Source organism: Mycolicibacterium parafortuitum (assembly GCF_002086815.1).
Classification (GTDB): domain Bacteria; phylum Actinomycetota; class Actinomycetes; order Mycobacteriales; family Mycobacteriaceae; genus Mycobacterium; species Mycobacterium parafortuitum.
Genome location: NZ_MVID01000021.1, coordinates 1 through 23,147 on the forward strand (window position 1 = coordinate 1; position 23,147 = coordinate 23,147).

Sequence of the window (23,147 nt, forward strand, 5' to 3'; positions counted from 1 at the left end):
CCTCGGCAGATCATCCACGCCCGACGTCAACCTTGACTCACAGCGCGAAAGCTAGACCGCGAACCTCTCGTCGGTGTAGCGGCGCAGGTTGTGCAGGAACCTCTGGAACATCCAGCCCATCACGGGACGCCCGGTGAACAGGCCGAACCGACCGGCGATCCCATTGGGCTTCAGGGCCATGACCCAGGTCAGATGGCAACCCTGCTCGGTCGCGACGACGCGGTAGTCCTCGGCGAACGCCGCGATGCTACGGGTGGTCGCGGCGTCGAACCGGAACGCCATGCGGGTGAACGGGTCCCAAGCGAGGAACACCTCGTCGCCGGTGATGCCGCCCCGCATCTCGACCGTGCGGGTCGTGCCCACACCACGAGGCTCCGGCGACGTCCACGTGACGTTGGTGATCACGCTGGCCCAGTGCGGCCAGGACGTCTCGTCGGCGAGCACCTCGAACAGTTGCTCGGGGGTGATGGCCAGTTCCACGGCGCTGACGAAGCGGTACGGCGCCGTGTCGATGAAGTCCAGCCCGACGCGCTCGCAGGGATGCATGACCATACACCTTAGGGCATTGTGTCGCGCCGGGATGAGTGGCGGTGCCGCCAGAGGTTCTGGCGCGCAGGACGGATACACCTCACCACGCTCAGGAAGGCACACGATGAAGATCGTCGTCATCGGCGGGACCGGCCTCATCGGCTCGAAACTCGTCGCGCAGCTCACCGGGGACGGCCACGACGCGGTCGCGGCCGCGCCGTCCACCGGGGTGAACACCTACACCGGAGAAGGGCTGGAGGAGGTGCTCACCGGCGCGGACGTCGTCGTCGACGTGTCGAACTCGCCCACGCTCGACGACGCCGCCAAAGAGTTCTTCCAGGTGGCCACCACCAACCTGCTGGCCGCGGAATCCGCCGCCGGCGTCAGCCACCATGTGGCGCTCTCGGTCGTCGGCACCGCCGAAATGGCGCCCCAGAGTGGCTACTTCCAGGCCAAGCTCGCCCAGGAGGAACTCATCGCCGCGGGGCGGGTCCCGTACACGATCGTGCACGCGACGCAGTTCTTCGAGTTCGCCGACACGCTCGCCGACTCCGCGACCGTCGACGGTGTCGTCCGGATGCCGCCGGCCTACTTCCAGCCGATGGCGGCCCGCGACGTCGCGCGCGGAGTCGCAGCCGTCGCCGTCGATGCCCCGGCGGGCGGCATCGTCGAGATCGGTGGCCCCGAGGCGGTGCTGCTGCCCGATCTCCTGCGCACGGCGCTGACCGCCCGCGGTGACGGCAGGCCGGTGGTCGCCGACCCCGACGCCACCTACTGGGGCGTCGACCTCGACGAACGGACGTTGTGCCCGGGGGCCGGCGCGCGGCTGTCCGCGACCCGGTTCGAGGATTGGCTTCGCGAACCGGCGGCCGCACGCTGAAGCACGACCACACAAAGCCCAGTCCGGAATACACTTCCCCCACCAGCATCAAGATCGGACGAACCTTCGCGCGCGTCCGTGCGGAATGGACGCGGTGATGCCCATGTCGAGCCCGGACCGGTCCGCGCCGCTGCGCGGCCGCGCCGCCGAGTGCGAGCGACTCGACGAGCTGATCGCGGCCGTCAAACCCGGTGCCCGCCAGGTGCTGGTGCTGCGTGGCGAGGCGGGAGTCGGCAAGACCGCGCTGCTCGACTACGCCGCGCGGCGAGCCGAAGGCTTTCAGCTGCTTGCTGTTTCCGGCGTCGAATCCGACATGGAACTCGCCTACGCGGGCCTGCACCAGCTGTGCGCACCGCTGCTCGGGCACCTCGACGGGCTGCCCGAGCCGCAGCGACAAGCGCTCGACGTCGCCTTCGGGCGCGGCGCCGGTCCGGCGCCGGACCGGTTCCTCGTCGGGCTCGCGGTGCTGAGCCTGTTCGCCGCGGCGGCCGAGGTTGCCCCGGTGATCGGCATCGTGGACGACGCGCAGTGGCTCGACCAGGTGTCGGTGCAGACATTGGCGTTCGTCGCGCGGCGCCTGCTCGCCGAACCGGTCGCGCTGGTGTTCGGTGTCCGTGATCACCCGGAGCTGCTCGCCGACCTGCCCGAGCTGCCGCTGACCGGGCTGTCGGATGCCGAGGCCAGGGAGCTGCTGGATTCGGTGATGTTGGCCGCCATGGATCCGCGGGTGCGGGACCGGATCGTCGCCGAGACCCGCGGACTGCCCCTGGCGATCCTGGAGGTACCGCGCAGCATCTCGGCCGCCGAGCTGGCGGGCGGGTTCTGGATCTCCGGGAAGCGGTCGTCGCCGGCCGCCCTCGAGCAGAGCTACGTGCGCCGGATTCAGGTGCTGCCGACGAATACCCGGCAGCTGTTGCTGCTCGCGGCCGCCGAGCCGCTCGGCGACGCTGCGTTGTTCCTGCGCGCGGCAACACGTTTGGGGCTCCCGGTCGATGACCTGGCTCCGGCCGAGGCTGACGACCTGATCGAGTTCGGTCCGCGAATGCGGTTCCGGCATCCGCTGATCCGGTCGGCGTCCTATCGGGCGGCAGACCTCGCCGCGCGGCGGGCCGCGCACCGCGCGCTGGCCGACGCGACCGACCCGCAGGCCGACCCCGACCGTCGGGCATGGCACGCCGCGCAGGCCGCCGCCGGACCTGACGACGAGGTCGCCGCCGATCTGGAGCGCGCCGCGCTGCGAGCCACCGGCAGGGGCGGAATTGCCGCCGCCGCAACATTTCTGGAGCGGGCCACCGCCCTGACCGCGAACTCGAGGCTGCGGTCGGCCAGGGCGTTGGCCGCGGCGCAGGCCAAACGTGACGCCGCGGACACCGACAGCGCCCGCGAACTGCTCGCGATCGCCGAACTGGGAGAGCTGTCCGCCGAGCAGCAGGCCCACGTGGCACGGTTGCGGGCGCAGATGGAGTTCATGCGCAGCCGCGCCGGGGAGGCGGGTGCACCGAAGATCGCCGACACCGCGCCGATACTGCTCGACGCCGCCGCGCGACTGGCGAACCTCGACGACGACTCCTCACGGGAGAGTTACCTCGAAGCCATCGCGGCACTGATGTACGGCGGCCGTTCCGCCGATCCGGCCGCGCTGCGGGCCGCGGCGGAAGCCGCACTGCCCGCGATCGGCGGAAACCGGTCGCTGCGGCCGGTCGACCTGCTGCTCAAGGGGATGGTCGAACGGATCATCGGAGGCTACGGCGCGGGCGCCGAAACGCTGGATGTCGCGGTGCGGGGGATGTGCGCGCAGGCAGAGTCCGACGACATCGCCGTCGGGCGGTGGCTGCGGGTGCCGGGGTTCCCGATCCTGCAGGAGTCGGCCGCGCACGAGCTGTGGGACGAGGCCGCCATCCGGACCCTGTCGACGTGCGCGGTGCGTCACGCCCGGGACTCCGGCGCCCTCGACGGATTGCCCCGCGCATTGACCTACCGCGCCGGCGTGCACCTGATCGCCGGGGAGTTCACCACGGCCGAGCAACTCATCGAGGAGGCGCACTCGATCACCGAGGCGACCGGGCACCGATCGCCGGTGCGCTACCACTCGGTGCTGCTGGCCGCGTGGCGCGGTGACGCCACGACGGCCGCGAAGCTCATCGACAGCGCCCGCGCCGACGGCTGTTCCCGCGGCGAGGGGCGTCTGGACGGGTTGACCGGATACGCCGCCGCGATCCTGCACAACGGACTCGGACAGTACGACGAGGCGTATGCGGCGGCCCGCGACGCCGCCGCCTACCAGGACCTCGGCTTCCACGGCTGGTGCCTGTACGAGATGGTCGAGGCGGCGACGCGCACCGGAGCCTGCGATGCCGCGGCGCAGGCCCTCGCGACGCTGCAGGCCTGTGCCGGCGCCAGCGAAACCGACTGGGCCGTGGGCGCATTGACGAGCGCACAGGCGATGCTGGCCGACGATGCCGCCGCCGAGGCGCTCTACGCCGAGTCGATCGAACGGTTGAGCAGAACCCGGGTCGTCGTGCACCTCGCCCGGACCCGGCTGATCTACGGCGAGTGGTTGCGCCGCAACAACCGGCGAAGCGATGCGCGGCGCGAACTGACCGCAGCCCACGACGCGTTCACCGAGATGGGTGCGCGGGGGTTCGCCGAACGCGCGCGCCGTGAGCTGGTCGCCACGGGGGAGAAGGTGCGCACCCGCGAGGACCGCGCAGGCACGGGCCTCACCGCCCAGGAGGCGCAGATCGCGCAGCTGGCCGCAGAAGGCCTGACCAATCAGGAGATCGGCGCCCAGCTGTTCATCAGCTCACACACCGTGGAATGGCACCTGCGGAAGGTGTTCGCGAAGCTGGGCATCACCTCGCGCCGTCAACTGCGCACCACAGCCCGCACGCCCTGAGAGCCACGGACTGAGAGCCGGGGACTACGGGTTTTCAAGGGTTCGCCTCGGTGCCGAACCCGCGAATGTAGGTGGTGAATCAGACACCGCCACCCGCAGGAGATCCGATCATGACCGTCACCTTTCTGCCCGCCAGATCCGCTCCCGACGCTGCTCTGTCCGCCAGGTTCGCCCGAGAGGTCGAACCGCTGCTCGCTGTCCTCGGCCGCGGCGCGCGCCGGCTCGCGCGCAGTGAACCCGAGGCCGAGGACCTGCTGCAGGACACCCTGTTGCGCGCGTACCGCGGTTTCCACACCTTCGAAGACGGCACCAACCTCCAGGCCTGGCTGTTCCGCATCCTCTACAACCGCTGGGTCAGCGTTCACCGCGCCAAGCAGGCCCGGGTGACCGAGGTGTCGGCCGCGCTGCTCACCGACCGCGACCTGGCCGCCACCGCCTCCCGGTTGCCGGGTGGGCCGCGCTCGGCCGAGGCCGAAGTGCTCGACGCACTTCCCGACGGTGACGTCAGGTCCGCGCTGGCCTCCCTGCCCGGCGGCTTCGCCGAGGTGCTGTTCTACGCCGACATCGAGGGCTACACCTACGCCGAGACCGCCGTGATCCTCGGCATCCCGATCGGCACCGTGATGTCGCGGGTGTCCCGCGGCCGCAAACGCCTGCGCATCGCGCTGGCCCACCTGTCCCACGGTCGCGGCGAATCCGTCGTCGCCGCCGTCATCGCCTGACCGCGTCGTCACACAACACCGGAGCATCCATGCAACTCACCGACAACCACGCCCTCATCACCGGCGGCACCGCGGGCATCGGGCTCGCGTGTGCCCGGCTTCTGGCCCGAGAGGGCGCCGTCGTCACCATCACCGGCCGCGACGCCGACCGTGGCGCCGCAGCGGCGGCGTCGATCGACGGACCTGTCCGATTCCTGCGGGCCGACCTCGCCGACGCCGAATCGGTGCAGGAACTGGTGCACCGTGCCGGGGTGGTCGACATCCTGGTCAACAACGCCGCCGCGTTCCCGGCCGCGCTGACCGTCGACCAGCGCCGCGATGCGTTCGAACGCACCTTCGCGACCAACGTCGCCGGCACCTACTTCCTCGCGGCCGGGCTGGTGCCCGGCATGGTCACCCGCGGCCACGGCAGCATCATCAACGTCACCACGATGGTCGCGTCGAAAGGTGTGCCCGGCGCGGGCGTGTACGCCGCCTCCAAGGCTGCCGTCGAGTCGCTGACGCGCACCTGGGCCGCGGAGTTCGGGGCGGCGGGCGTGCGGGTCAACAGCGTCGCCCCCGGGCCGACGAGAACCGAAGGTGTACAGGCCGAATGGGGTGAGACGAACGAGGAGCTCGGCCGCGCGCTGCCGCTCGGGCGGACCGCCGAACCCGACGAGATCGCCCAGGCCGTGCTGTTCCTGGCCTCTCCGCGGGCGTCCTTCATCACCGGATCGGTGCTGCACGCCGACGGCGGCGGCAGCGCCGTCTGAAAGCCCGTCCGAGTGCCCGTCTGAAACCCCCGCTGAGTTTCCACGAAAGGACCCGACATGACAGAAGCGACGACACCCGAGGCCTACGACCCGTCCTGGGAGAGCGCACTGACCGTGGTGCAGGAGGTGACACCGCCGTTCATCCCCTACGGCGCCCACGCGATGACCGTCGTGATCGACTACCCGCCCGGCAGTGCCGGCGCCCCGCCGCACCGGCATCCCGGCGGGCCGGCGTTCGGGTTCGTGCTGGAGGGCGAGATGCTGTTCGAGCTCGAAGGCCAGCCGCCGCGGGTGGTGCGTGCCGGGGAGGCGTTCTGGGAGCCGGGCGGCGAGGTCATCCACTACTCGGACGCCAACAACCGCGATGACGTGCGGTGCCGGTTCACCGTCACGATGCTGTGCGTACCCGATCAGCCGATGCTCGTCCTGGTCGACGCCGACGAACTCGCCGCGCGGGCGCACCTGCGGGTGCCGCCGGGGCGGTGAACCCGGGTGGCGGGACGGGCCCGGCGGGCCGCTTAGACTGATCTGTCGACACTCGCCCCGTCGCCCGCCCTGAAAGAGGAGTTCTTCGTGCTGCGCACCCGTACCGCCGGTTCATTGCGTCCTGCCGATGCCGGCCAGACGGTGACGCTGGCCGGGTGGGTGGCCCGGCGCCGCGACCACGGCGGCGTCATCTTCATCGATCTGCGCGACGCGTCCGGGGTGTCGCAGGTGGTGTTCCGCGAGGGTGAGGTGCTCGAACAGGCGCACCGGTTGCGCTCGGAGTTCTGTGTCGCGGTCACCGGCGTCGTCGAGATCCGTCCCGAGGGCAACGCGAACACCGACATCCCGACCGGTGAGGTCGAGGTCAACGCGACGTCGCTGACGGTGCTCGGGGAGAGCGCCCCGCTGCCGTTCCAGCTCGACGAGACCGCCGGCGAGGAAGCCCGGCTGAAGTACCGCTACCTGGATCTGCGCCGCGAGGGGCCCGGCCACGCAATCCGGTTGCGCTCCAAGGTGAATGCCGCCGCACGCGGGGTGCTCGCCGCGCATGACTTCGTCGAGATCGAGACCCCGACGCTGACCCGCTCGACTCCGGAGGGGGCCCGCGACTTCCTGGTGCCCGCCCGCCTGCAGCCGGGCTCGTTCTACGCGTTGCCGCAGAGCCCGCAGCTGTTCAAGCAGCTGCTGATGGTCGCAGGCATGGAGCGCTACTACCAGATCGCGCGCTGCTACCGCGACGAGGACTTCCGCGCCGACCGTCAGCCCGAGTTCACCCAGCTCGACATGGAGATGAGCTTCGTCGACGCCGACGACGTCATGGCCGTCTCCGAGCAGGTGCTCAAGGCGGTCTGGGCGCTGGTCGGTTACGACCTGCCGCTGCCGCTGCCGCGGATCAGCTACGCCGAGGCGATGCGCCGGTTCGGCTCCGACAAGCCCGACCTGCGCTTCGCCGTCGAACTCGTCGAGTGCACGGACTACTTCTCCGAGACCACGTTCCGGGTGTTCCAGGCGCCGTACGTCGGCGCGGTGGTGATGCCCGGTGGCGCGTCGCAGCCGCGGCGAACGCTCGACGGCTGGCAGGAGTTCGCCAAGCAGCGCGGCCACAAGGGGCTGGCCTACGTCCTGGTGGGCGAGGACGGCACGCTTGGCGGCCCGGTGGCCAAGAACCTGTCCGACGCCGAACGCGACGGGCTGGCCGCGCACGTCGGCGCGAAACCCGGTGACTGCGTCTTCTTCGCGGCGGGGCCCGCCAAGGGGGCCCGGGCGCTGCTGGGCGCGACGCGCATCGAGATCGCCAAGCGTCTCGAACTGATCGACCCGCAGGCGTGGGCGTTCACCTGGGTGGTCGACTTCCCGATGTTCGAGTCCGCCGACGACGCCACCGCCTCCGGTGACGTGGCCGTGGGCTCCGGTGCGTGGACGGCGATGCATCACGCGTTCACCTCACCGAAGGCCGAGTCGATGGAAACCTTCGACACCGATCCCGGCGCCGCGCTGTCCGACGCCTACGACATCGTGTGCAACGGCAACGAGATCGGCGGCGGCTCGATCCGTATCCACCGCCGCGACATCCAGGAGCGGGTGTTCGCGATGATGGGCATCGACCACGAGGAGGCGCAGGACAAGTTCGGGTTCCTGCTCGACGCGTTCTCCTACGGCGCCCCGCCGCACGGCGGTATCGCATTCGGCTGGGACCGGATCACCGCGCTGCTGGCCGGGGTGGATTCGATCCGAGAGGTGATCGCCTTCCCGAAGTCCGGTGGCGGTGTCGACCCGCTCACCGACGCCCCGGCACCGATCACCGCGCAGCAGCGCAAAGAATCCGGTATCGACGCCACACCGTCCCGAGAGGCCTGATCGACGGGGTTTGCCACGGTACGATCCGCGCGTGCAGCCCGATACGAAGCCGGCAACCGGCCGCAAGTCCGAACGCTCCGGCTCGTCGAAAGCGCTGAATGCGACGGTGCTGACGACCCTGGCCGTGGTGATCGCGGTCTACATCGGCGCGCTGGTCGGATACCGGCTGCTGGAACAGCCGCCGCAACCCTTCGAATTCACCGAGTCCTCGGTGATCCAGGAGACGGCGGTGATCCTCCGGCTGGGCAAGATGGAGACCGTCGAGAACAAGCTGACCGTCGACGTCCTCGTGCACCCGGACAACGACATTCTCTCTGCCGGACCCGAGGCGGCCGCCAATCCCGTTGTGCGCCTGAGCTCCTGGACCGCTGACGGTCAGCTGATCCACATGCACGACGATCTTCGGAGCAACGCCTCCACGGTCGAGCTGACGGCGGTGGGCGACCCGGACCACTGGCCGCTGGACAATTACGTCAGCAATACCATCGGTGTCGAGGTGTTCTACGGCGAAGGCGCGAACCGGCGCAGCGTCCCGGCCGTCGTTGTGGTCGCCGGCGCGATCAACGGCTGGGACGTCGACAGCAACATCAAGGTGCTGGAGGCGCCGTGGGGTCCGATCCAGAGCGTGTCGTTCCATCTGGAGCGCACTCGCGGGGCCCACGCTGTCGACTTCGGGATTTTGCTCGTGCTGATGGTGCTGCCGGGAACCGCGCTGTTCGTCGCGATCGAGATGCTGCTGAACCGGCGAAAGTTCCTGCCGCCGTTCATCACCTGGTATGCCGCGATGCTGTTCGCCGTCGTGCCGCTGCGCAACATCCTTCCGGGTGCGCCGCCGACAGGGGCGTGGATCGACGTCGCGGTGATTCTCTGGGTGTTGCTCGCCCTGTCCGCGGCGATGGTCGTCTACCTGGCGGCCTGGTGGCGGCAGACCAGGGAGGAAGAGCAGCTCAACCCGAAAGTGTGAGCCTGCCATTGGGATCAGCCGGTGTGCTGATTCTTGAGCGCCCGCTCGGCAAGCCCTTTGAACCGCGTCGGCGCGGAGATGACGCGTTCTGGCCGGCTCTCCGGCGTGGGAGCCGCAGCTGGACGGGGTGCTGTGCGCGGGGTCTCGCGGGATATCCCGCCCGCGAGCGAGCGTGAACCGAACTCGGCGACGGGCGGCAGATCGACCTGCGCGCCACGGGCTCTCGGAGCGGCCTGACGGAAGAGGTCCGGCGATTCGCCCGGCGCCACGGGCTCATCCATCGGGGCGATGAACGTCGTGCCTTCGTATTCGGGCTTGAGCACCACCATGTGGCCGGGTGCCGGCCCCGTGCCTCCGGTCGTGGCGCCCGCCGGCGGCGCGCCGGGATCCGGTGGGGGAGCAGATGTGGTCGCCGCCATCTGCTCCAGATGGCGGCGCCAGTTCTGCAGGTAGCCGAAGAGCTGTTCGGCGTACGCGCCGGGCGCGGGGGACTGCGGCGGGGGCGTCATCCCCGGGCACGGCGGGATCAGGTTCGGCGGCGTCATCGCCGCAAGCGGCTCCAGCAGCCGCCGCCAGGCCTGCAGATACTGCAGCAGTTGTGGATCGGCGTCGAACGGGGACGGGTCCGGTGTCGTCACTGTTTACCTCCGGGAGTGGGTCGGGGTGGGCGCAGGAGGTCGATCGGGTGGGGCAGCGAGCGCATGCAGTACTCCGAGTCGAGCATGCGCAGGCCCCTGGTGTCCGCGGGTTCGCGGTTCTCGACGTCGAACACATAGCAGTAGTCCCCGGCCGGCGTCGGCAGCCGCACCGGGCTGGACAGGCCCTGGTCGAGGAAGCCGTACGGGAACCGCCACGGCAGTGTGGTTTTCGCGCGGCGGTCGCGGCCGCCGGAGTGTACCCATACGTAGTGGTCGAGGATCGCGTTCACCGCGTGCCGCGCCGACTCGCATGCGGCCTCCATCGAGGTGATGCGGGTGAAGGTCCTCGTCCACGTGCCCGCGAACACCACCGAGTTGTGATGCACCTGGTAGCCGCCGTGGCGGGCCTGCCAGACGCCGCGGTGCTCGAGGTCCTCGAGCCAGGCCTCGTCGGGCGGCACCTGGGTGAACGAGGTGCCGTGCGGATTCCACGGGTCGCCGCCGGGCCGGTTGACCCAGTCCCCGACGATCGGGATGAGATAAGGCGTCTCGTTGCGGACCAGCCGCCCCGACCCCTGTCCCGCGCCGTCGGCGACCAAACCCCGGTCCAGCGCGTACCAGACCGGCCACGGCAGCAGTTCCTCCGGCGCATTGTCGACATCACTGGTCAGCGCCGTGACGATCTGCCGCCATACCTCGACCGCGATCTCGTCGGGCGTGCAGTCGCGGGCGGCCTTGCCGCGGCCGGACTCGTCGCGCAGCACGCGCGACGGGGTGTTGAAGTCGGCGATGTCCACCGACAGCACCGAAACATGGCCGTCCCGAACCAGATTCGGTCTGTTCTCCCACAGTCCGTGCTGGTTGATCGACGACAGGCCCCATTCCGCTCCCGCGTAGTACATGTGCCCGCGCAGCAGTTGGAACTCGGTGTCGAAGTAGAACTGGATGCCGCTCATCGTCTGGAACCGGTCCCACGGGACGCGTCCGACCTCGTCGAGCACGTACGGATCGCGCCGGGCGGCCGGTCTCGACTGCTGCGGTTGCAGCGGGCCTCTCGGGGGTGGGACCAAGGTGGCGAAACCGTCGAGGCCAGCCACGGTGCCGCCGGTGCCCGCGTCGCGCAGGGCGGCGGTGATCCACTCCGCGGCCGGGGCGTCGACGGCGACGACGGTGTAGTCGGGGGCGACCGTGGTGCCGTCGTCCAGGGTGACCCGGACGCGGGGCCGCAGGTGCGGTGGCCGGTCCGGTTCGGCGCCAGGCGGTTCCAGGCGGGCCGCGGCGCGGCGGACGAACCGGACACCGAGCGCCACCAGATGCCGATACCAGTGGTCCAGCCATGATTCGGTGGTGGGGCCGTTGAGTACGCCGTCGGCCTTGTCGTCGCGGCGGGTCATGTTCAGGAACAACTGCAGATAGGTGACGATGTTCGTCCGGGCGTCGCCCCAATTCGGATCGAACGCCACCAGCACGCGCGGCATCTCACGCAGCATCGCATCGAAGGCCGGCGAGTAGGTGTACCCGGGTGTGTCGTCGCCGTCGCGGGCGGTGAAGAAGTCGTAGGACGACATGTTCTGGAATTCACGGGCCCGGCGCAGCGGACTGGTCACCAGGAACCGCAGCAGCCGGCTCTGGAAGAAGGCGATGTCGTGGGCGGGTAGGCCCATTTTCTCCAGTTGGCTGATCACGCTGAGGAATTCGGCGAGGCTGCGGGGCAGTTCGCGCGGAAACACCAGCGACGGCCTGCCCGCGACGGTCTGGCCCTGGGTGACCACGCGGCGCACGTTGTCCATCACGGTGCGGGAGGTCGGCTGCGCGCCGGTGCCGCTGGGTTGTTCGTAGACGGGGATGCGCTGGAACAGATCCCAGATATGGAGGTAGTACGCGGGAAAGAAGCGGAAGCCGTGCTCGCCGGCCACCGCGCGTTTCGGGGGCCGGGGGGTGCCGCGCCGCCCGGGGAACGCGCGCAGTTCAGCCCGGCTGCCGCTGTCACTGCCGGGCGTCGAATACTGCGATGCGGCAAGGCCTCCGAGCTTGATCGGCGGGTAGGTGCCGGGCGCTCCGGCGTCGGCGAGCCCGTTTCGTTCGTCCTCGCGTGACTCATAGACCGTGACGTCGAAGCCCCGCTCGGCGAGCTCGTGCGCGGCGGTCAATCCGGCGATGCCCGCGCCGAGCACCGCGACGGTGGGGCGCGGGTCGCACGACGCCGGGGTCGGGATCGGGATGGGGTCGGTCATGACGCCCTCAACGCATCCAGCAGGCCGTGGTGGCTCGGCGCCCGCGTCGCGGCGTGTACGTACGCGCGCAGTGTGTCATGCGCGCGCAGGACGTGTTCCAGAGATCCGCGCACCTCGACGGCGCCCGCCTCGACCGCGTCGGTGAGCGCGACGTGCGCGTCGAGGACATCGAGCATGGTGGCCCGGCTGGTGGTGATGGACACGGCCGCGTCCGCCGGCTCGCCGTCGGTGACGACGAGCCGGTCCCCGCCCGACAACGAGAACCGTTCTCCGTCGACGGACAGCGCGACGGCGAGCGGTCCCAGCGCGTCGAGGGTGTGCCGGTAGCTGTCCGGGACCTCGGTTTCCAGCTGCCTGACCGAACGCCGAAGCAGTTCCGAAACGCTTTCAGCCATGGAGGAACTCGAATACTCCGGCGCCGGTGAAGTCGAGGGGCCGCCCGGCGATGGTCCCGGTGACCCGGGCCGTGCCGCTCGTCTCGCACAGCACGGTCGACCGGTCGAGGTGGACCTCGCTGGGATGGACCAGCCGGGCGTAGGACGACGCGCGGAACTCGGCGTGCACCGCGTCGGCGCCGCGCCGCGCGGTGATCTCCACGCGTTCCGGTACGCCGGGCACCTGGCCGTCCACGACGAGTCGCATCGCCGGTGGGAGGGTGCAATCGGCGTCGTGGGCCAGGGTGCCGTGGGTGTGCGTCGTCACCGCGGAGCGCAGCAGCATCGCGGCGGGCTCGTCGTGGTGCCACAGGTAGACCGCCTGGGAGTGGAACCGCAACCGGCTCCGGTCGGTCATCTGCAGATACACCAGCGACCACGGATCGGTGCGCTCGGTCGGCAGGACGGTTCCCCAGGTCCACCCGAAGTCGTCGCCCCACCAGAACCTGCCCCAGTTGTGGTCGTGGTAGGCGAGTTCCCGCTCGAGCCGGTATTCGGCACCGCCGATGCGCAACCAGCCGTCGGCGCGCAGCCGCGGCACGAACAGCCAGCTCATCCGCCCGGCCCCCACGGGCTGGTTGTTCACCACGAACGGCCGGCTCACCGGGGTGAAGTCGACCTCGCCGCGGATGCCGTGCCGGGGTAGGTCGAGCTGCACCCGGTAGCCGTCCGGTGTCACGCTCATCCGGCTGTCACCGATGGTCAGCCCGCCGAAGTCCGGTGACACCGAAAGGTCCTCGGTGCCGAACCGCTCGATGGCGCCCGTCCAGCGCCGGTCATGGGCGATGACGATCACGCGTGGCGCCAGTTGTGTTCTGCCGTGCACGATCTCGGTGTTCAGGCTGAAGTTGATCAAGATGTGGGCGTCGCGGCCATGTACCACGAAGTGGTGCCACTCCTTGAAGCCGCGCGGGTCGGCGGCGGCGAGCATCGGGGCGCGGACGAAGTCGCTGCGGGCCAGCACGGCGGTCATCGCAGCCACCGACCCGGCTCCGGTGACCCGACGGGGCCGGCGGGCCCGTCCACGGTCGCGAGTCGTTCGACGGCTCTCCCGAGACTCGCGACGCCGAGCAGCAGGTGCACGAAATCGTCCGGCGGCCCGGCGGCGGTGCGGCGACGATCTTCGGCCAGCGCTTCGACGAGCTGTCCGAGTGCGACGGCGCCCATCAGGTAGCCGATCAGCGAACTGCGTTCGGCCAGCGCGGGAACGGGGTCGGAGAGCGTCATGCGAACCCTTCGGGCCGCAGGCGGGACAGCACCGCGTCGTCGAGGCCGTCGGCGATGACGGTGTCGGCGAACAGCGCCGCCCACGCGTCCGGCGCGCACCCCGGTGCGGCGGGACCGTCGAGCACGTTGAGGCTCACCGTCTCCCAGACCAGGCGCAGGTTCTCGACGGCTTCGGACGAGGCGAGGGTGTCGCGCAGCCGTGCCCCGTCGGGGGTCTCGGCGTAGCGCTGCCCCTGGGCGATCAGCAGGTCGTGGATGCGGCGCGCGGCCCCGGGGTTGCCGAGCACCGCGCGCCGGACGCCGACGAGCAGCTCGAACATCGTGCGTTGGGCGTCGTCGCCCTCGGGTGGTTCGGGCAGCAGCTGCGGCGCCTGACGTTCGACGAGGTCGAGGACTGCCTCGCGGACCCGTTCCATCTCGGCGAGCGCGGCCACCAGGTCCTCGGGTTTCATCGGGTGCGTCCGTGCACGTAATCGACCAGCGCGGCCAGCGCGTCGCGATGCCGGCTGGCCGGCAACCAGTCCAGCTCGGCGAGCGCGGCCGCGGCCTGCTGCGCGTGGTGGGCGGCGACGTCCCGGGCGTGTTCCAGGGATCCGGCCCGGTTCATGAGCTCGAACAGCCAACGGATGTCGGCGAGGGTCTTCGGCGGCGCGATGTGCTGCGTGCGCAGCAGTTCATCGATCGCGTCGCGCCCGGCGCGGGAGAGTTCGCCGCGACTCGCGAGCCGGTCCAGCAGCTCGCCGAGCCCCAGTTCGTCGTCGGCGGTCGGGCGCCGCCGCGCCATGATCTGCACCCCGCGTTCGCGTTCGGCGGGTTCGGCGCTCCGCAGCGCGTGCAGCAGCATCAGAGTCCGCTTGCCCTCCCACAGGTCGCCGCCGATCTCCTTGCCGTACGCCTGCGGATCGGCCCGTAGGTTCAGCAGGTCGTCGGTGATCTGGAAGGCGGCACCGAGGTGGCGGCCGAACACCTCCAACGGCGTCAGCCGGTCCGGGCCCGCACCCGCGGCGATGGCGCCTGCCTGAAGCGGGGTGATGAACGAATACCAGCTGGTCTTCAACTCGACCATCGTGAGGTAGTCGGCGTCGGTGAGATTCCACGCATTCGCCCGCACCCAGTCGAGCTCGATGGCCTGGCCTTCGACCGTCTTGCGGGTCATGTGCGCGACGGCGCGCAGGATCCGCAGGGCCGGGCCCAGCCCGACCCGCTCGACGTTGTCGAGCAGGGGCTGCAGGGACAGTGACAGCATCGCGTCGCCCACATTCACGGCGACCGGGATGCCGTGGGCGATGTGCATGGTGGGTTTGCCGCGCCGCCACCAGGATTCGTCTTCGATGTCGTCGTGGATCAAGAAGGCGTTGTGATACAGCTCGAGGGTCGCGGCGGTCGGCAGGACGGCTTCGAGGTGGCCGCCGAGCCCCAGACACATCGCGATGCTCAGCGCGGGCCGTAGTGCCTTGCCGCCACGGCGCGGATAGTCGAGAACCAGATCCCGCAGCGTGCCCGGCCCGTCGGCGCTGCCGTAGAGCCGGGTGATCTCACCGTCGCACGCTTCCTTGCACAGCGCGAGATATTCCTCGAGGGGGTTCGGCGGAACCGAGTGTGCCTGTGCCTCAGGCAAGGTCGCGGTCATGCCACAGGGCTTCCGCTATTTGTCGAGCTTGACGAGGCCGTATTTGTCTTTGATCCGTAGTGCATAGCGGACACGCACGGCCAACTTGATGGTGTTGGCACCGTCCTCGCCGAGAACCTCAAGGCTGGGCGGCACACTCACTGCGAGGTCCACCGGTTCCTCGCCCGGCGATTCGTCTGCGGCGCCACCGTGAGGAATCCGTTGACGGCGGCCCACCAAAACGGCTCGAGCGTTTGTTGTCGTCGTGGGGGCTACTTGTTCGGCGCGCTGCAACGAACCGATATTGGCGGTATCCAGTAGCGTCTGCTGCACCGAATACCCGCTCACCAATACGCTGACTTCTTTGAGTCCGTCGGTGTTCGTAATGAGACACGACGGCGCCCTATAGCCCGCCTTCTCGACGGCGGTGCGCGCATCGATCAAGCTGAGCAGGAGTTTGTCGACGGTCGAGTTGTTCCAGGTGACGCTGTTAGCTGCGGTCGTCCTCAACGTAGGTATTACGGCGTTGTCCACTTTGGCCGCCAAATCGACGGCCTTGTCGATGATGCGGGCCAACAGAAAGTCGGGAGAACCAGAGGTCACCGTCGCCAGCGTCACTGTCAGGGGTTCCGAGTCACCCACGACAGCCACCGTGGACGGAATCGCGGTGGTGACATCGTCCGCGGGCACTGCGGTCTTCGCGGGATCCCCGGTGTCCCACTGCGGGAGCACCTGCCAGGAGATGCAGCTCGTCTCGAAGGTCTCTTTTATCGCCTGGTTGGCCACGGCCAATTGTTGAGCGGTCAAATACATTCGGTGACCCCCCTTGCGTGTCGTCAAGATCATGACACTCAGGACGGGCCGCGGGAAGTGTTCGGCAGAGTTTTCTCACTGCCGCGCCAGAAAACTCATTTCTGTTGCAACACAACATTTTGGCCCGCCGACATCTCGCCGCGGGCCACGGACTCGCAGTGTGCCAGATGCAGCGGTGCGACCGGGTCGTCGGGCAGCAACATCGCACACTGCTCGAAAGCGCGCCGGGCCGCCTCGACGTCGCCGGCGTCGAACAGTGCGAACGCATCGTCATAGTGGGGGGCCGCGGCGCGTTTGGCTGCTCGCAGATCGTCCGAATCACCGTCGAACACTTCGTAAATCGTCACCGGGCGGCGCCGGTTGACCACCATCACCCGCTCCATCCGGCGCACATCGAACCCACAGGGTTCTGACAGCTTCGCCCGGGTGGCGTCGGAGATGAGCAAAGCGGATCCATAGCGCTTGTTGGTGCTTTCGATCCGGGCGGCCAGGTTCACCGCATCGCCGATCACCGTCAGCACCATCCGGTTGACACCGCCGACGAGCCCGACGCCGACCTTGCCGGTGTTGATCCCGATGCCGACCCGGATCTCGTCGGAGCCCACCGCGCGACGCTCCTCGTTGTGCTCACGCAGCGACCTCAGCATCGCCAGCCCCGCCCGTACCGCGTCGTCGGCGCATTCGAAGATCGCGAGGATCTCGTCACCGCGGACGTCCTGCACCAGACCGTTGCAGCTGACGATCGGCATCTCCACCGCGCGCAGGAATCCCATCGCGAGGTTGCCTGCCTCGGTGATGTCCATGTCCTCCAGGATCGCCGAGTACCCGCGGATATCGCTGATCAGGACTGTCATCTCGCGCTCCACGCGGTGTCCGGCGCGCACCAGTCGCAGATCGTCGATGTCGAGGATGCGCAGCACCTCGTTGGGCACGAAGCGCGACTGTGCGTCGATGAGTGACTGCCGGTACTGGTCGGCCGCTTTCAGCCGGGCTTCCAGCTGGAAGTTCCACAGCGGCGCCGCGGCCTGCGCGCACAGGAACGACAGCGCCTCTTCCTGGTCGGGGGTGAAGCAGCCGGCGGCGTCCTTGTGCTGTGCGTAGATCACCCCGATCAGCTTGTCCTGCAACCGGATCGGAACCGCCAAGGCAGGGTCGCCGTCGCCCGGCTCCGATGCGCGGGGTACGCCGCTGAGCGCGGCGCGCCCGACGAGATCGGTGTTGTAGGCCGATTCGGCTCCGTTGCCCTCGACGGTGGACACCACGCCGTCCTCATAGGCGGACCGGACGGACAGATCATCGGCCGAGCCGGTGAGCAACAGCACCCGGTCGGCCCCGGTGGTGTCGGCGACGGACTGCAGGACGATGTTGGCCAGGTCGTACTCGGTGTGCGCGCCCGACAGTGCGCGCAGCAGTTGATGAGCTCCCACTGGGTCGACACCCGCTGTCTCCGGCCGTACCAGGTCGTGTCCGCCCAGCCAAGGATGTTCCTTGGCGAGCCATTCGGTGCGCACCGACAGGCCCAGGTTGAGCCAGCGCCGGTAGGCCGACTGCAGCATGTGGTCGCGGAAGGTGGTGCGCCCGGTCTCGGCGTAGACGGCGGCCGCCTCCTCGTGGGCGCGGGCGCTGATCATCGGCAGGTGGTTGTCGTCGGCCAGTTGAATCGCCCGGTGCAGGTGACGCTCGGCGTCGTCGTACTTTCCTCGGACCCGTGCCCAGGCACCCTCGAGCAATGCGAGTGCGGCCGCGTAGTTCTCCGGCGACCCCTCGGCCGCCTTGCGGTGCAGCGCCAGCGTCTGCTTCACGAAATGCGCGGTGGCCCGGTCCCGCGGTGCCTGCTGCATCATGCTCAACGCGCCGATCATGTGCACCAGGGGCGCGATCGCGGTACCGGTCATCCCGCTGTCGTGCGCCATCACCTCCTCGGTCGCGGCGCACGCACCGGCGTGGTCGCCCGACCAGAAGTGCAGACCCTGCTTCATGATCGCGGCCTGGCTGAGGATCACCTCCTCTCCTTCGGCTGCGGCCGCGGGCACCACCTCGCGCTCGTCGTATCCGCTCTCGCCCGCGAGAAGCAGCACATCCTCGCAGCGTCCCATCAGGTTCAGCGCCATCTGCTGCATGGCCTGACAGGACCGCTTCGGAACGGGCATGGACTGCACGTCGGCGATCAGTGACTGCGCGAGCATGTCGATGTCGGCCAGCGGTGTGCCAACCCAGAAGGTCTGCGACAGCAGCGTCGCGGCCAGGAATCCGGCGCTCTCGCGGTCGCCCTGATCGAGGGCGGCGGCGATGTCGTCGCGCAGACTGCCCAGGCCGCTGCGCACCGGGTGCCGCCAGTGCCGGATGAAGCAGTAGTAGAGGAAGGCGGTTTCGGGACGGGCATCCTGATAGCCGGGTTGCTCGGCCAGCGCCATACCGGCCTCGCCGAACCGCTGGGCTCCGCGGTAGTCCCCGAGGATCACCAGCAGCAGTCCGTAATTGGTCAGCATGCGGGGGGAGGACCGGGTGTGGCCGTGGGCCAGGGTCAGTTCGAGTTGTTTGCGCACCAGCAGCGGGAACAGGTTGGGCCGGGCGTTGTAGGACTCGTGGCACAGTGTCACCAGCATCCGGAGCTTTTCGACGACGAGCGGGTCCTCGCACAGGGGCAGGCCGAGGAGCTTCTCGTTGCTCCACCGGTTCATCGTCATCCGCATCCGCAGCACCGCGTTGGCGATGCGCGCCTTTCCGGGTTCGGTCGGCAGCGGTTCGCCGACGTCCGACAGCGCCCGTAGTCCCTCGTCCATCGCCTCCTGCGGCCGGTCCATCGCGAACAGGCTCTTGACCCGCAGGTAGGCCAGGCGGAGCCGGTCGGCCTGCTCGGTCAGATGTCCTGCCGCCTCGTCGAGCAGCCGGTGCAACAGTCCGAAGTCCCCGGCCAGCAGCGCCGCATCCGCCGCTCCGAGCTGCAGTTCGCGGGTCGGGGACGGGTGGGTGAACCACCGATTGGTGCCGAGCAGGTCGAGCCCGCTGCGGAAGTAGGTCAGCGCCAGCGGGAACGACGCCTGTGCCCGGGCTCGCTCGGCGGCGCGGCGCAGCACGTCGGCGAACCCGATGCGCTCGGGGTCGTCTTCGGCGAGGAGCAGCCCGCCGGTCCCGGCGTGGCGGGCGGCCTCGAACAGCCGGTCCTCGCCCAGGCGGGTCAGCCGGCGGCCCAGCCGCAGGTGCACCTCCCGGCGCTGGTCCTCGGACAGGACCGCCCGGGCGGTCTCGCCGACCCGGTCATGGCTGAAACGATAACGGGCATCGCGACTTATCGCGTTGGCGATGCGTCGCCCCTGCTTGTCGAGTGCGTCGATCAGGTGTAGTTCCATGCTCGACCACAGCGCGTGCGATACCACTTCGGCGGGCAGACCCGCCGCAGCGGTCGCGTCGTCGAGGTCGAACTCCCCGCCGATGCAGGACAACGCGCCGAGAACCGTTCTGTCCGAAGGGCGCAGCAGGTTCAGGTGGTTGCCGAGGAACTCGGCTTCCGATGCGGAGATCTCGATCGAGGCCAGCACGCGCAGATCCCAGCCGGGCCGGCTGCTGGCGGTGCGGGGGATCAGCGCGCCGTCGTGCTGGGCGCGGTGGAACAGTTGACGGATCCGCAGCGGATTGCCACCGGTGCGTTGGTGGAATTCCGCTGCGACGGCGGTCAATTCCTGTGCCTCGCCGACCACGTCGGCGAGCAGGTCCTCGACGTCGGCTTGCTCCAAAGGCGCCAGTTCCAGGCTGCGGATCCCGGGGCTGTCGAAACCCGCTGCGGAGGAATCGAATTCACCGGAGCGATAGGTTCCGACGACCAGCACGTTGCGTGGCCCCACCGTCAGCAGCTCGTGGAGCAGCAGCAGCGAATCGTGATCGGCCCACTGGAGGTCGTCGATCGCGAGGATCAGAGTGCGGAACTGCGCCGTGGCCGCCACGAGTTGGATTGCCGCGCGATGCAACCGGTGCCGGGCGTCAGAGGCGTCCACCTCGAGAACCGGTGCTGCCGTGCCGACCGACTCGGCCAGGGCCGGAACCAGTTCGGCCAGCACGGCGGGCAGCACCGCCGAGGTGTTGATCAGGCTGGTGCGCCAGCGGGTCCGTTCGGCGGGGGCGGTCGTGCCCATCGCCTGGACCAGACTGGTGAGGGCGGTGCCGATGGCGGTGTAGGGCGCGGGCGCGCCGTCGCGGCAGCGTCCATACGCGAAGATACAGTTGCGCGAGGCCACCTCGGCGCCGAACTTCTGCATGATCGTCGATTTGCCGACTCCGGGCACGCCGCTGAGCAGGACACATGCCCCGCCGCTGCGTTCAGCGGTCTCGACGGCGGCGCGCAACTCGGCGAGCTCACGTCGTCGATCTACGACGCGGCCGTCGATATCCAGCAACGGAACAGTCACTGCGTCGCGTCCCCTTCGAACGGATCAGGTCCTCATGCTATTGACCTGGCCGTCGGGGCGCATCCAGTATGGCGACACGCGATGACCGGAAACGGCGTGATCTACAGGCGTTCGATGATGGTCGCGTTGGCCATCCCGCCGCCCTCGCACATCGTCTGCAGCGCGTAGCGGCCGTCGCGCTGCTCGAGCGCGTTGACGAGCGTGGTCATGATCCGCGCACCGCTGGCGCCGAGCGGGTGTCCGATCGCGATCGCACCGCCGTTGACGTTTGTCTTCAGGAGAAGTTCGGAGTCAGATCGTCCTCCGAGCTCCGCCGCCCATGCGAGCACGACAGGGGCGAACGCCTCGTTGACCTCGAACAGGTCGATGTCGGCCAGGCTCAGCCCGGATCTCGCCAGCACCTTCTCGGTCGCCGGGATGACCCCGGTCAGCATGTACAGCGGATCCGAGCCGACGGCGACGGTCGTGTGCACCCGGGCCAGCGGGCGCAGGCCGAGCCGGCGGGCCGCCGCACCGCTGGTGATCATCACCGCGGCGCTGCCGTCCGACAGCGGCGACGAGTTGCCCGGCGTGATCCGCCAGTCGATCTGCGGGAACCTGGCGCCGATCGCCTCGTTGTAGAACGCGGGCCGCAGCCCGGCCAGCGTGTCGACCGTGGTGTCGGGGCGGACGATCTCGTCGGCGGTCAGCCCCGCGATCGGGATGAGCTCGTTGTCGAACAGTCCGTCCTTGGCGGCGCGGGCGGCCTTCTGGTGGCTCTGTGCGGAGAACTCGTCGAGCCGGCTGCGGGACAGGTCCCACTTCGCGGCGATCAGTTCGGCGCTGATGCCCTGGGCGACCAACCCGTCGGGATAGCGGGCGGTCATGTCGAGGCCGAACGGGTTGCTGCCCGGCAGCACCGACGAGCCCATCGGTACGCGGCCCATCGACTCCACGCCCGCGGCGATCACGACGTCGTACGCGCCGGCGAGCACGCCGTGCGCGGCGAAGCTGATCGCCTGCTGGCTGCTGCCGCACTGGCGGTCGACGGTGGTGCCGGGAACGCTCTCCGGGAAGCCGGCGCCGAGCAGCGCGTTGCGCGCGATGTTCACCGCCTGGTCACCGACCTGGGTCACCGCGCCGGCGATCACGTCGTCGACCTCGGCCGGATCCACGCCGGTGCGTGCCACCAGTTCGCGCAGGCTGTGTGCGAGCAGGTCGGCAGGCAGGACGTCGTGCAGCGCGCCGGTGGCCTTGCCCTTGCCGACCGGGGTGCGTACCGCCCCGACGATCACGGCGTCGCGGTCCGAGTATGTGGTCATGTGTCCTCCTGCTCCGCGCTGAGTACTACTCTGTATACCTAGATGTAACACCTAGGTTCAGTCAGAACAACCCAGCTGTGGAGTGACGTACATGACAGTGCTGCAGGGGCCCCTCGCCGATCGCTCGAAGTGGTCGGCGATCGGCCGGTGCCCGATCGAGAAGACGATGGCACTGGTCGGCACCAAATCGGCCATGCTGTTGATGAGGGAGGCCTACTACGGGACCACCCGCTTCGACGACTTCGCGCGGCGAGTCGGAATCACCAAGGCCGCGACGTCGGCCCGGCTCTCGGAGCTGGTGGAGGCGGGATTGCTGACCAAGCGGCCGTACCGCGAGCCCGGTCAGCGGGTCCGCGACGAATACGTGCTGACCGAGGCCGGGACGGAGTTCATGCCGGTGGTGTGGGCGATGTTCGAGTGGGGGCGCAGGCACCTCGACGATTCACAGCTGCGCCTGACCCATCTGGGCTGCGGCGCGCAGGCCGGGGTCGAGATCGTTTGTGCCGAAGGGCATCCCGTTCCGCCTGACGAGCTGGGCATTCGACTCGCCAGGCAGAACGGGAACCCGTGATCACGCCAGTTGGGCGCGGAACTCCTTGGCGGCTCCCATGAGTTCCTCGACGCGGGACTTCTCGGCCGCGTTGGCGAACAGGCCGTCCTTCTTGAAATAGGTTCCGACGACGGCGCCGTCGGCGATGCTGAGCTGGGCGGCCACGTTCTCGGCCTTCACCCCGGTGTTGACGAACACCGGGGTGTCTCCGGCCGCCGACTTCACGGTGCGCAGCGCATCGGTGTCGGTCGGCGCGCCTGCCGTGGCACCCGAGACGCAGATCCCGTCGGGAGCGGTGGCGAACACGGTGGTGCGGGTGATCGAGGCCAGGTCACGGTCGGCGAGGTACTTCGCGGACTCCGGGACGATGTTGAACAGCAGCTTGACCCCGGCGCCGCCGACGCGGGCGCGGTGGCGGGCCACCTCACCGACGTTGGTGTCCCACAGGCCGAAGTCACTGGCGTAGACGCCGGTGAAGATCTCGCGGACGAACTGCGCGCCGGTGGCCACCGCCAGGTCGATCGACGCCCGGCCGTCCCACAGCACGTTCACGCCGTAAGGCACCGAGATGTCGGGCAGCAGTTCACCGATGATGCGGGCCATCGTGATCGCGGTGATCGGCTCGGTCTTGGTCAGGTAGGGCAGGCTGAACTCGTTGCTGATCATGACGGCGTCGACGCCGCCGCCCTGCAGTGCCTCGAGTTCGGTGCGGGCCCGGTTCACGATCGCAGAGATGCCGGCCGCGGAGTCGTAGCCGGGGTCGCCGGGCAGCGCTGACAGATGCAGCATGGCGATGACGGGCTTACGTACGCCGAAGACCTCGTCGATCCAGGTGGTGGTCACTGTATTGCCT

At 69.4% G+C, this 23,147-nt stretch carries 18 protein-coding genes and 1 pseudogene; 8 read left to right on the forward strand and 11 right to left on the reverse strand.

From position 1 onward, the window contains the following. Window positions 1-51: 51 nt before the first annotated feature. Window positions 52-552 carry an SRPBCC family protein gene (locus tag BST38_RS20110; protein ID WP_181792045.1) on the reverse strand — a complete coding sequence of 167 codons (501 nt, stop codon included), beginning with the start codon at window positions 550-552 and terminating at the stop codon, window positions 52-54. Window positions 553-652: 100 nt separating this feature from the next. On the opposite strand from BST38_RS20110, the gene BST38_RS20115 reads away from it, so the two are divergent. The 7 genes from BST38_RS20115 (at window position 653) to BST38_RS20145 (ending at window position 9,085) form a co-directional block, all read left to right on the forward strand. Next, window positions 653-1,408: an SDR family oxidoreductase gene (locus BST38_RS20115; RefSeq protein WP_083145244.1), complete on the forward strand. Its 756-nt coding sequence runs from the start codon at window positions 653-655 to the stop codon at window positions 1,406-1,408. Between the two features lie 103 nt (window positions 1,409-1,511). After that, window positions 1,512-4,304, forward strand: a complete 2,793-nt coding sequence (locus tag BST38_RS20120) for a helix-turn-helix transcriptional regulator (RefSeq protein ID WP_083145336.1) — start codon at window positions 1,512-1,514, stop codon at window positions 4,302-4,304. 110 nt (window positions 4,305-4,414) lie between these two features. Then, entirely contained in the window at window positions 4,415-5,026 is a 612-nt protein-coding gene (locus BST38_RS20125; protein WP_083145245.1) for a sigma-70 family RNA polymerase sigma factor, read from the forward strand. Window positions 5,027-5,055: 29 nt separating this feature from the next. Next, window positions 5,056-5,778: an SDR family NAD(P)-dependent oxidoreductase gene (locus BST38_RS20130; RefSeq protein ID WP_083145246.1), complete on the forward strand. Its 723-nt coding sequence runs from the start codon at window positions 5,056-5,058 to the stop codon at window positions 5,776-5,778. A gap of 57 nt (window positions 5,779-5,835) precedes the next feature. Next, the gene (locus BST38_RS20135) at window positions 5,836-6,264 is read left to right on the forward strand and encodes a cupin domain-containing protein (RefSeq protein WP_083145247.1); all 429 of its coding nucleotides are present in this window, start codon (window positions 5,836-5,838) and stop codon (window positions 6,262-6,264) included. Window positions 6,265-6,351: 87 nt separating this feature from the next. Continuing rightward, entirely contained in the window at window positions 6,352-8,121 is a 1,770-nt protein-coding gene (gene aspS, locus BST38_RS20140; RefSeq protein WP_083145248.1) for an aspartate--tRNA ligase, read from the forward strand. Between the two features lie 31 nt (window positions 8,122-8,152). Further along, window positions 8,153-9,085: a DUF8686 domain-containing protein gene (locus tag BST38_RS20145; protein WP_083145249.1), complete on the forward strand. Its 933-nt coding sequence runs from the start codon at window positions 8,153-8,155 to the stop codon at window positions 9,083-9,085. Window positions 9,086-9,099: 14 nt separating this feature from the next. Here BST38_RS20145 and BST38_RS20150 read toward each other — a convergent pair. The 9 genes and pseudogenes from BST38_RS20150 to BST38_RS20190 form a co-directional block, all read right to left on the reverse strand. Further along, window positions 9,100-11,957, reverse strand: a pseudogene (locus BST38_RS20150) (FAD-dependent oxidoreductase). Beyond that, window positions 11,954-12,352, reverse strand: coding sequence for an SCP-2 sterol transfer family protein (locus tag BST38_RS20155; protein ID WP_083145250.1), 399 nt, complete (start codon window positions 12,350-12,352; stop codon window positions 11,954-11,956). Before BST38_RS20155 ends, BST38_RS20150 begins: the two are co-directional and overlap by 4 nt. After that, window positions 12,345-13,364, reverse strand: a complete 1,020-nt coding sequence (locus BST38_RS20160; protein ID WP_083145251.1) for a hypothetical protein — start codon at window positions 13,362-13,364, stop codon at window positions 12,345-12,347. Before BST38_RS20160 ends, BST38_RS20155 begins: the two co-directional genes overlap by 8 nt. Next, window positions 13,361-13,618: a hypothetical protein gene (locus tag BST38_RS20165; protein ID WP_083145252.1), complete on the reverse strand. Its 258-nt coding sequence runs from the start codon at window positions 13,616-13,618 to the stop codon at window positions 13,361-13,363. The genes BST38_RS20160 and BST38_RS20165 overlap by 4 nt, the downstream gene beginning before the upstream one ends. Next, window positions 13,615-14,070 (reverse strand): hypothetical protein, encoded by a 456-nt coding sequence (locus BST38_RS20170; RefSeq protein ID WP_083145253.1) that lies wholly within the window; start codon window positions 14,068-14,070, stop codon window positions 13,615-13,617. The genes BST38_RS20165 and BST38_RS20170 overlap by 4 nt, the downstream gene beginning before the upstream one ends. Next, a complete protein-coding gene (locus tag BST38_RS20175; RefSeq protein WP_083145254.1) occupies window positions 14,067-15,248 on the reverse strand; it encodes a polyprenyl synthetase family protein in 1,182 nt (393 codons plus the stop codon). The genes BST38_RS20170 and BST38_RS20175 overlap by 4 nt, the downstream gene beginning before the upstream one ends. 15 nt (window positions 15,249-15,263) lie before the next feature. Next, a complete protein-coding gene (locus BST38_RS20180) occupies window positions 15,264-16,040 on the reverse strand; it encodes a hypothetical protein (RefSeq protein WP_083145255.1) in 777 nt (258 codons plus the stop codon). A gap of 95 nt (window positions 16,041-16,135) precedes the next feature. After that, a complete protein-coding gene (locus BST38_RS20185) occupies window positions 16,136-20,431 on the reverse strand; it encodes an AAA family ATPase (RefSeq protein WP_083145337.1) in 4,296 nt (1,431 codons plus the stop codon). Window positions 20,432-20,544: 113 nt separating this feature from the next. Next, a complete protein-coding gene (locus BST38_RS20190; RefSeq protein WP_083145256.1) occupies window positions 20,545-21,744 on the reverse strand; it encodes a thiolase family protein in 1,200 nt (399 codons plus the stop codon). A gap of 91 nt (window positions 21,745-21,835) precedes the next feature. Here BST38_RS20190 and BST38_RS20195 point away from each other — a divergent pair, with 91 nt between their 5' ends. After that, entirely contained in the window at window positions 21,836-22,315 is a 480-nt protein-coding gene (locus tag BST38_RS20195) for a winged helix-turn-helix transcriptional regulator (RefSeq protein ID WP_083145257.1), read from the forward strand. On the opposite strand, the gene BST38_RS20200 is transcribed toward BST38_RS20195, so the two are convergent. Further along, window positions 22,316-23,137, reverse strand: a complete 822-nt coding sequence (locus BST38_RS20200; protein ID WP_083145258.1) for a BtpA/SgcQ family protein — start codon at window positions 23,135-23,137, stop codon at window positions 22,316-22,318. Between the last annotated feature and the right edge of the window lie 10 nt (window positions 23,138-23,147).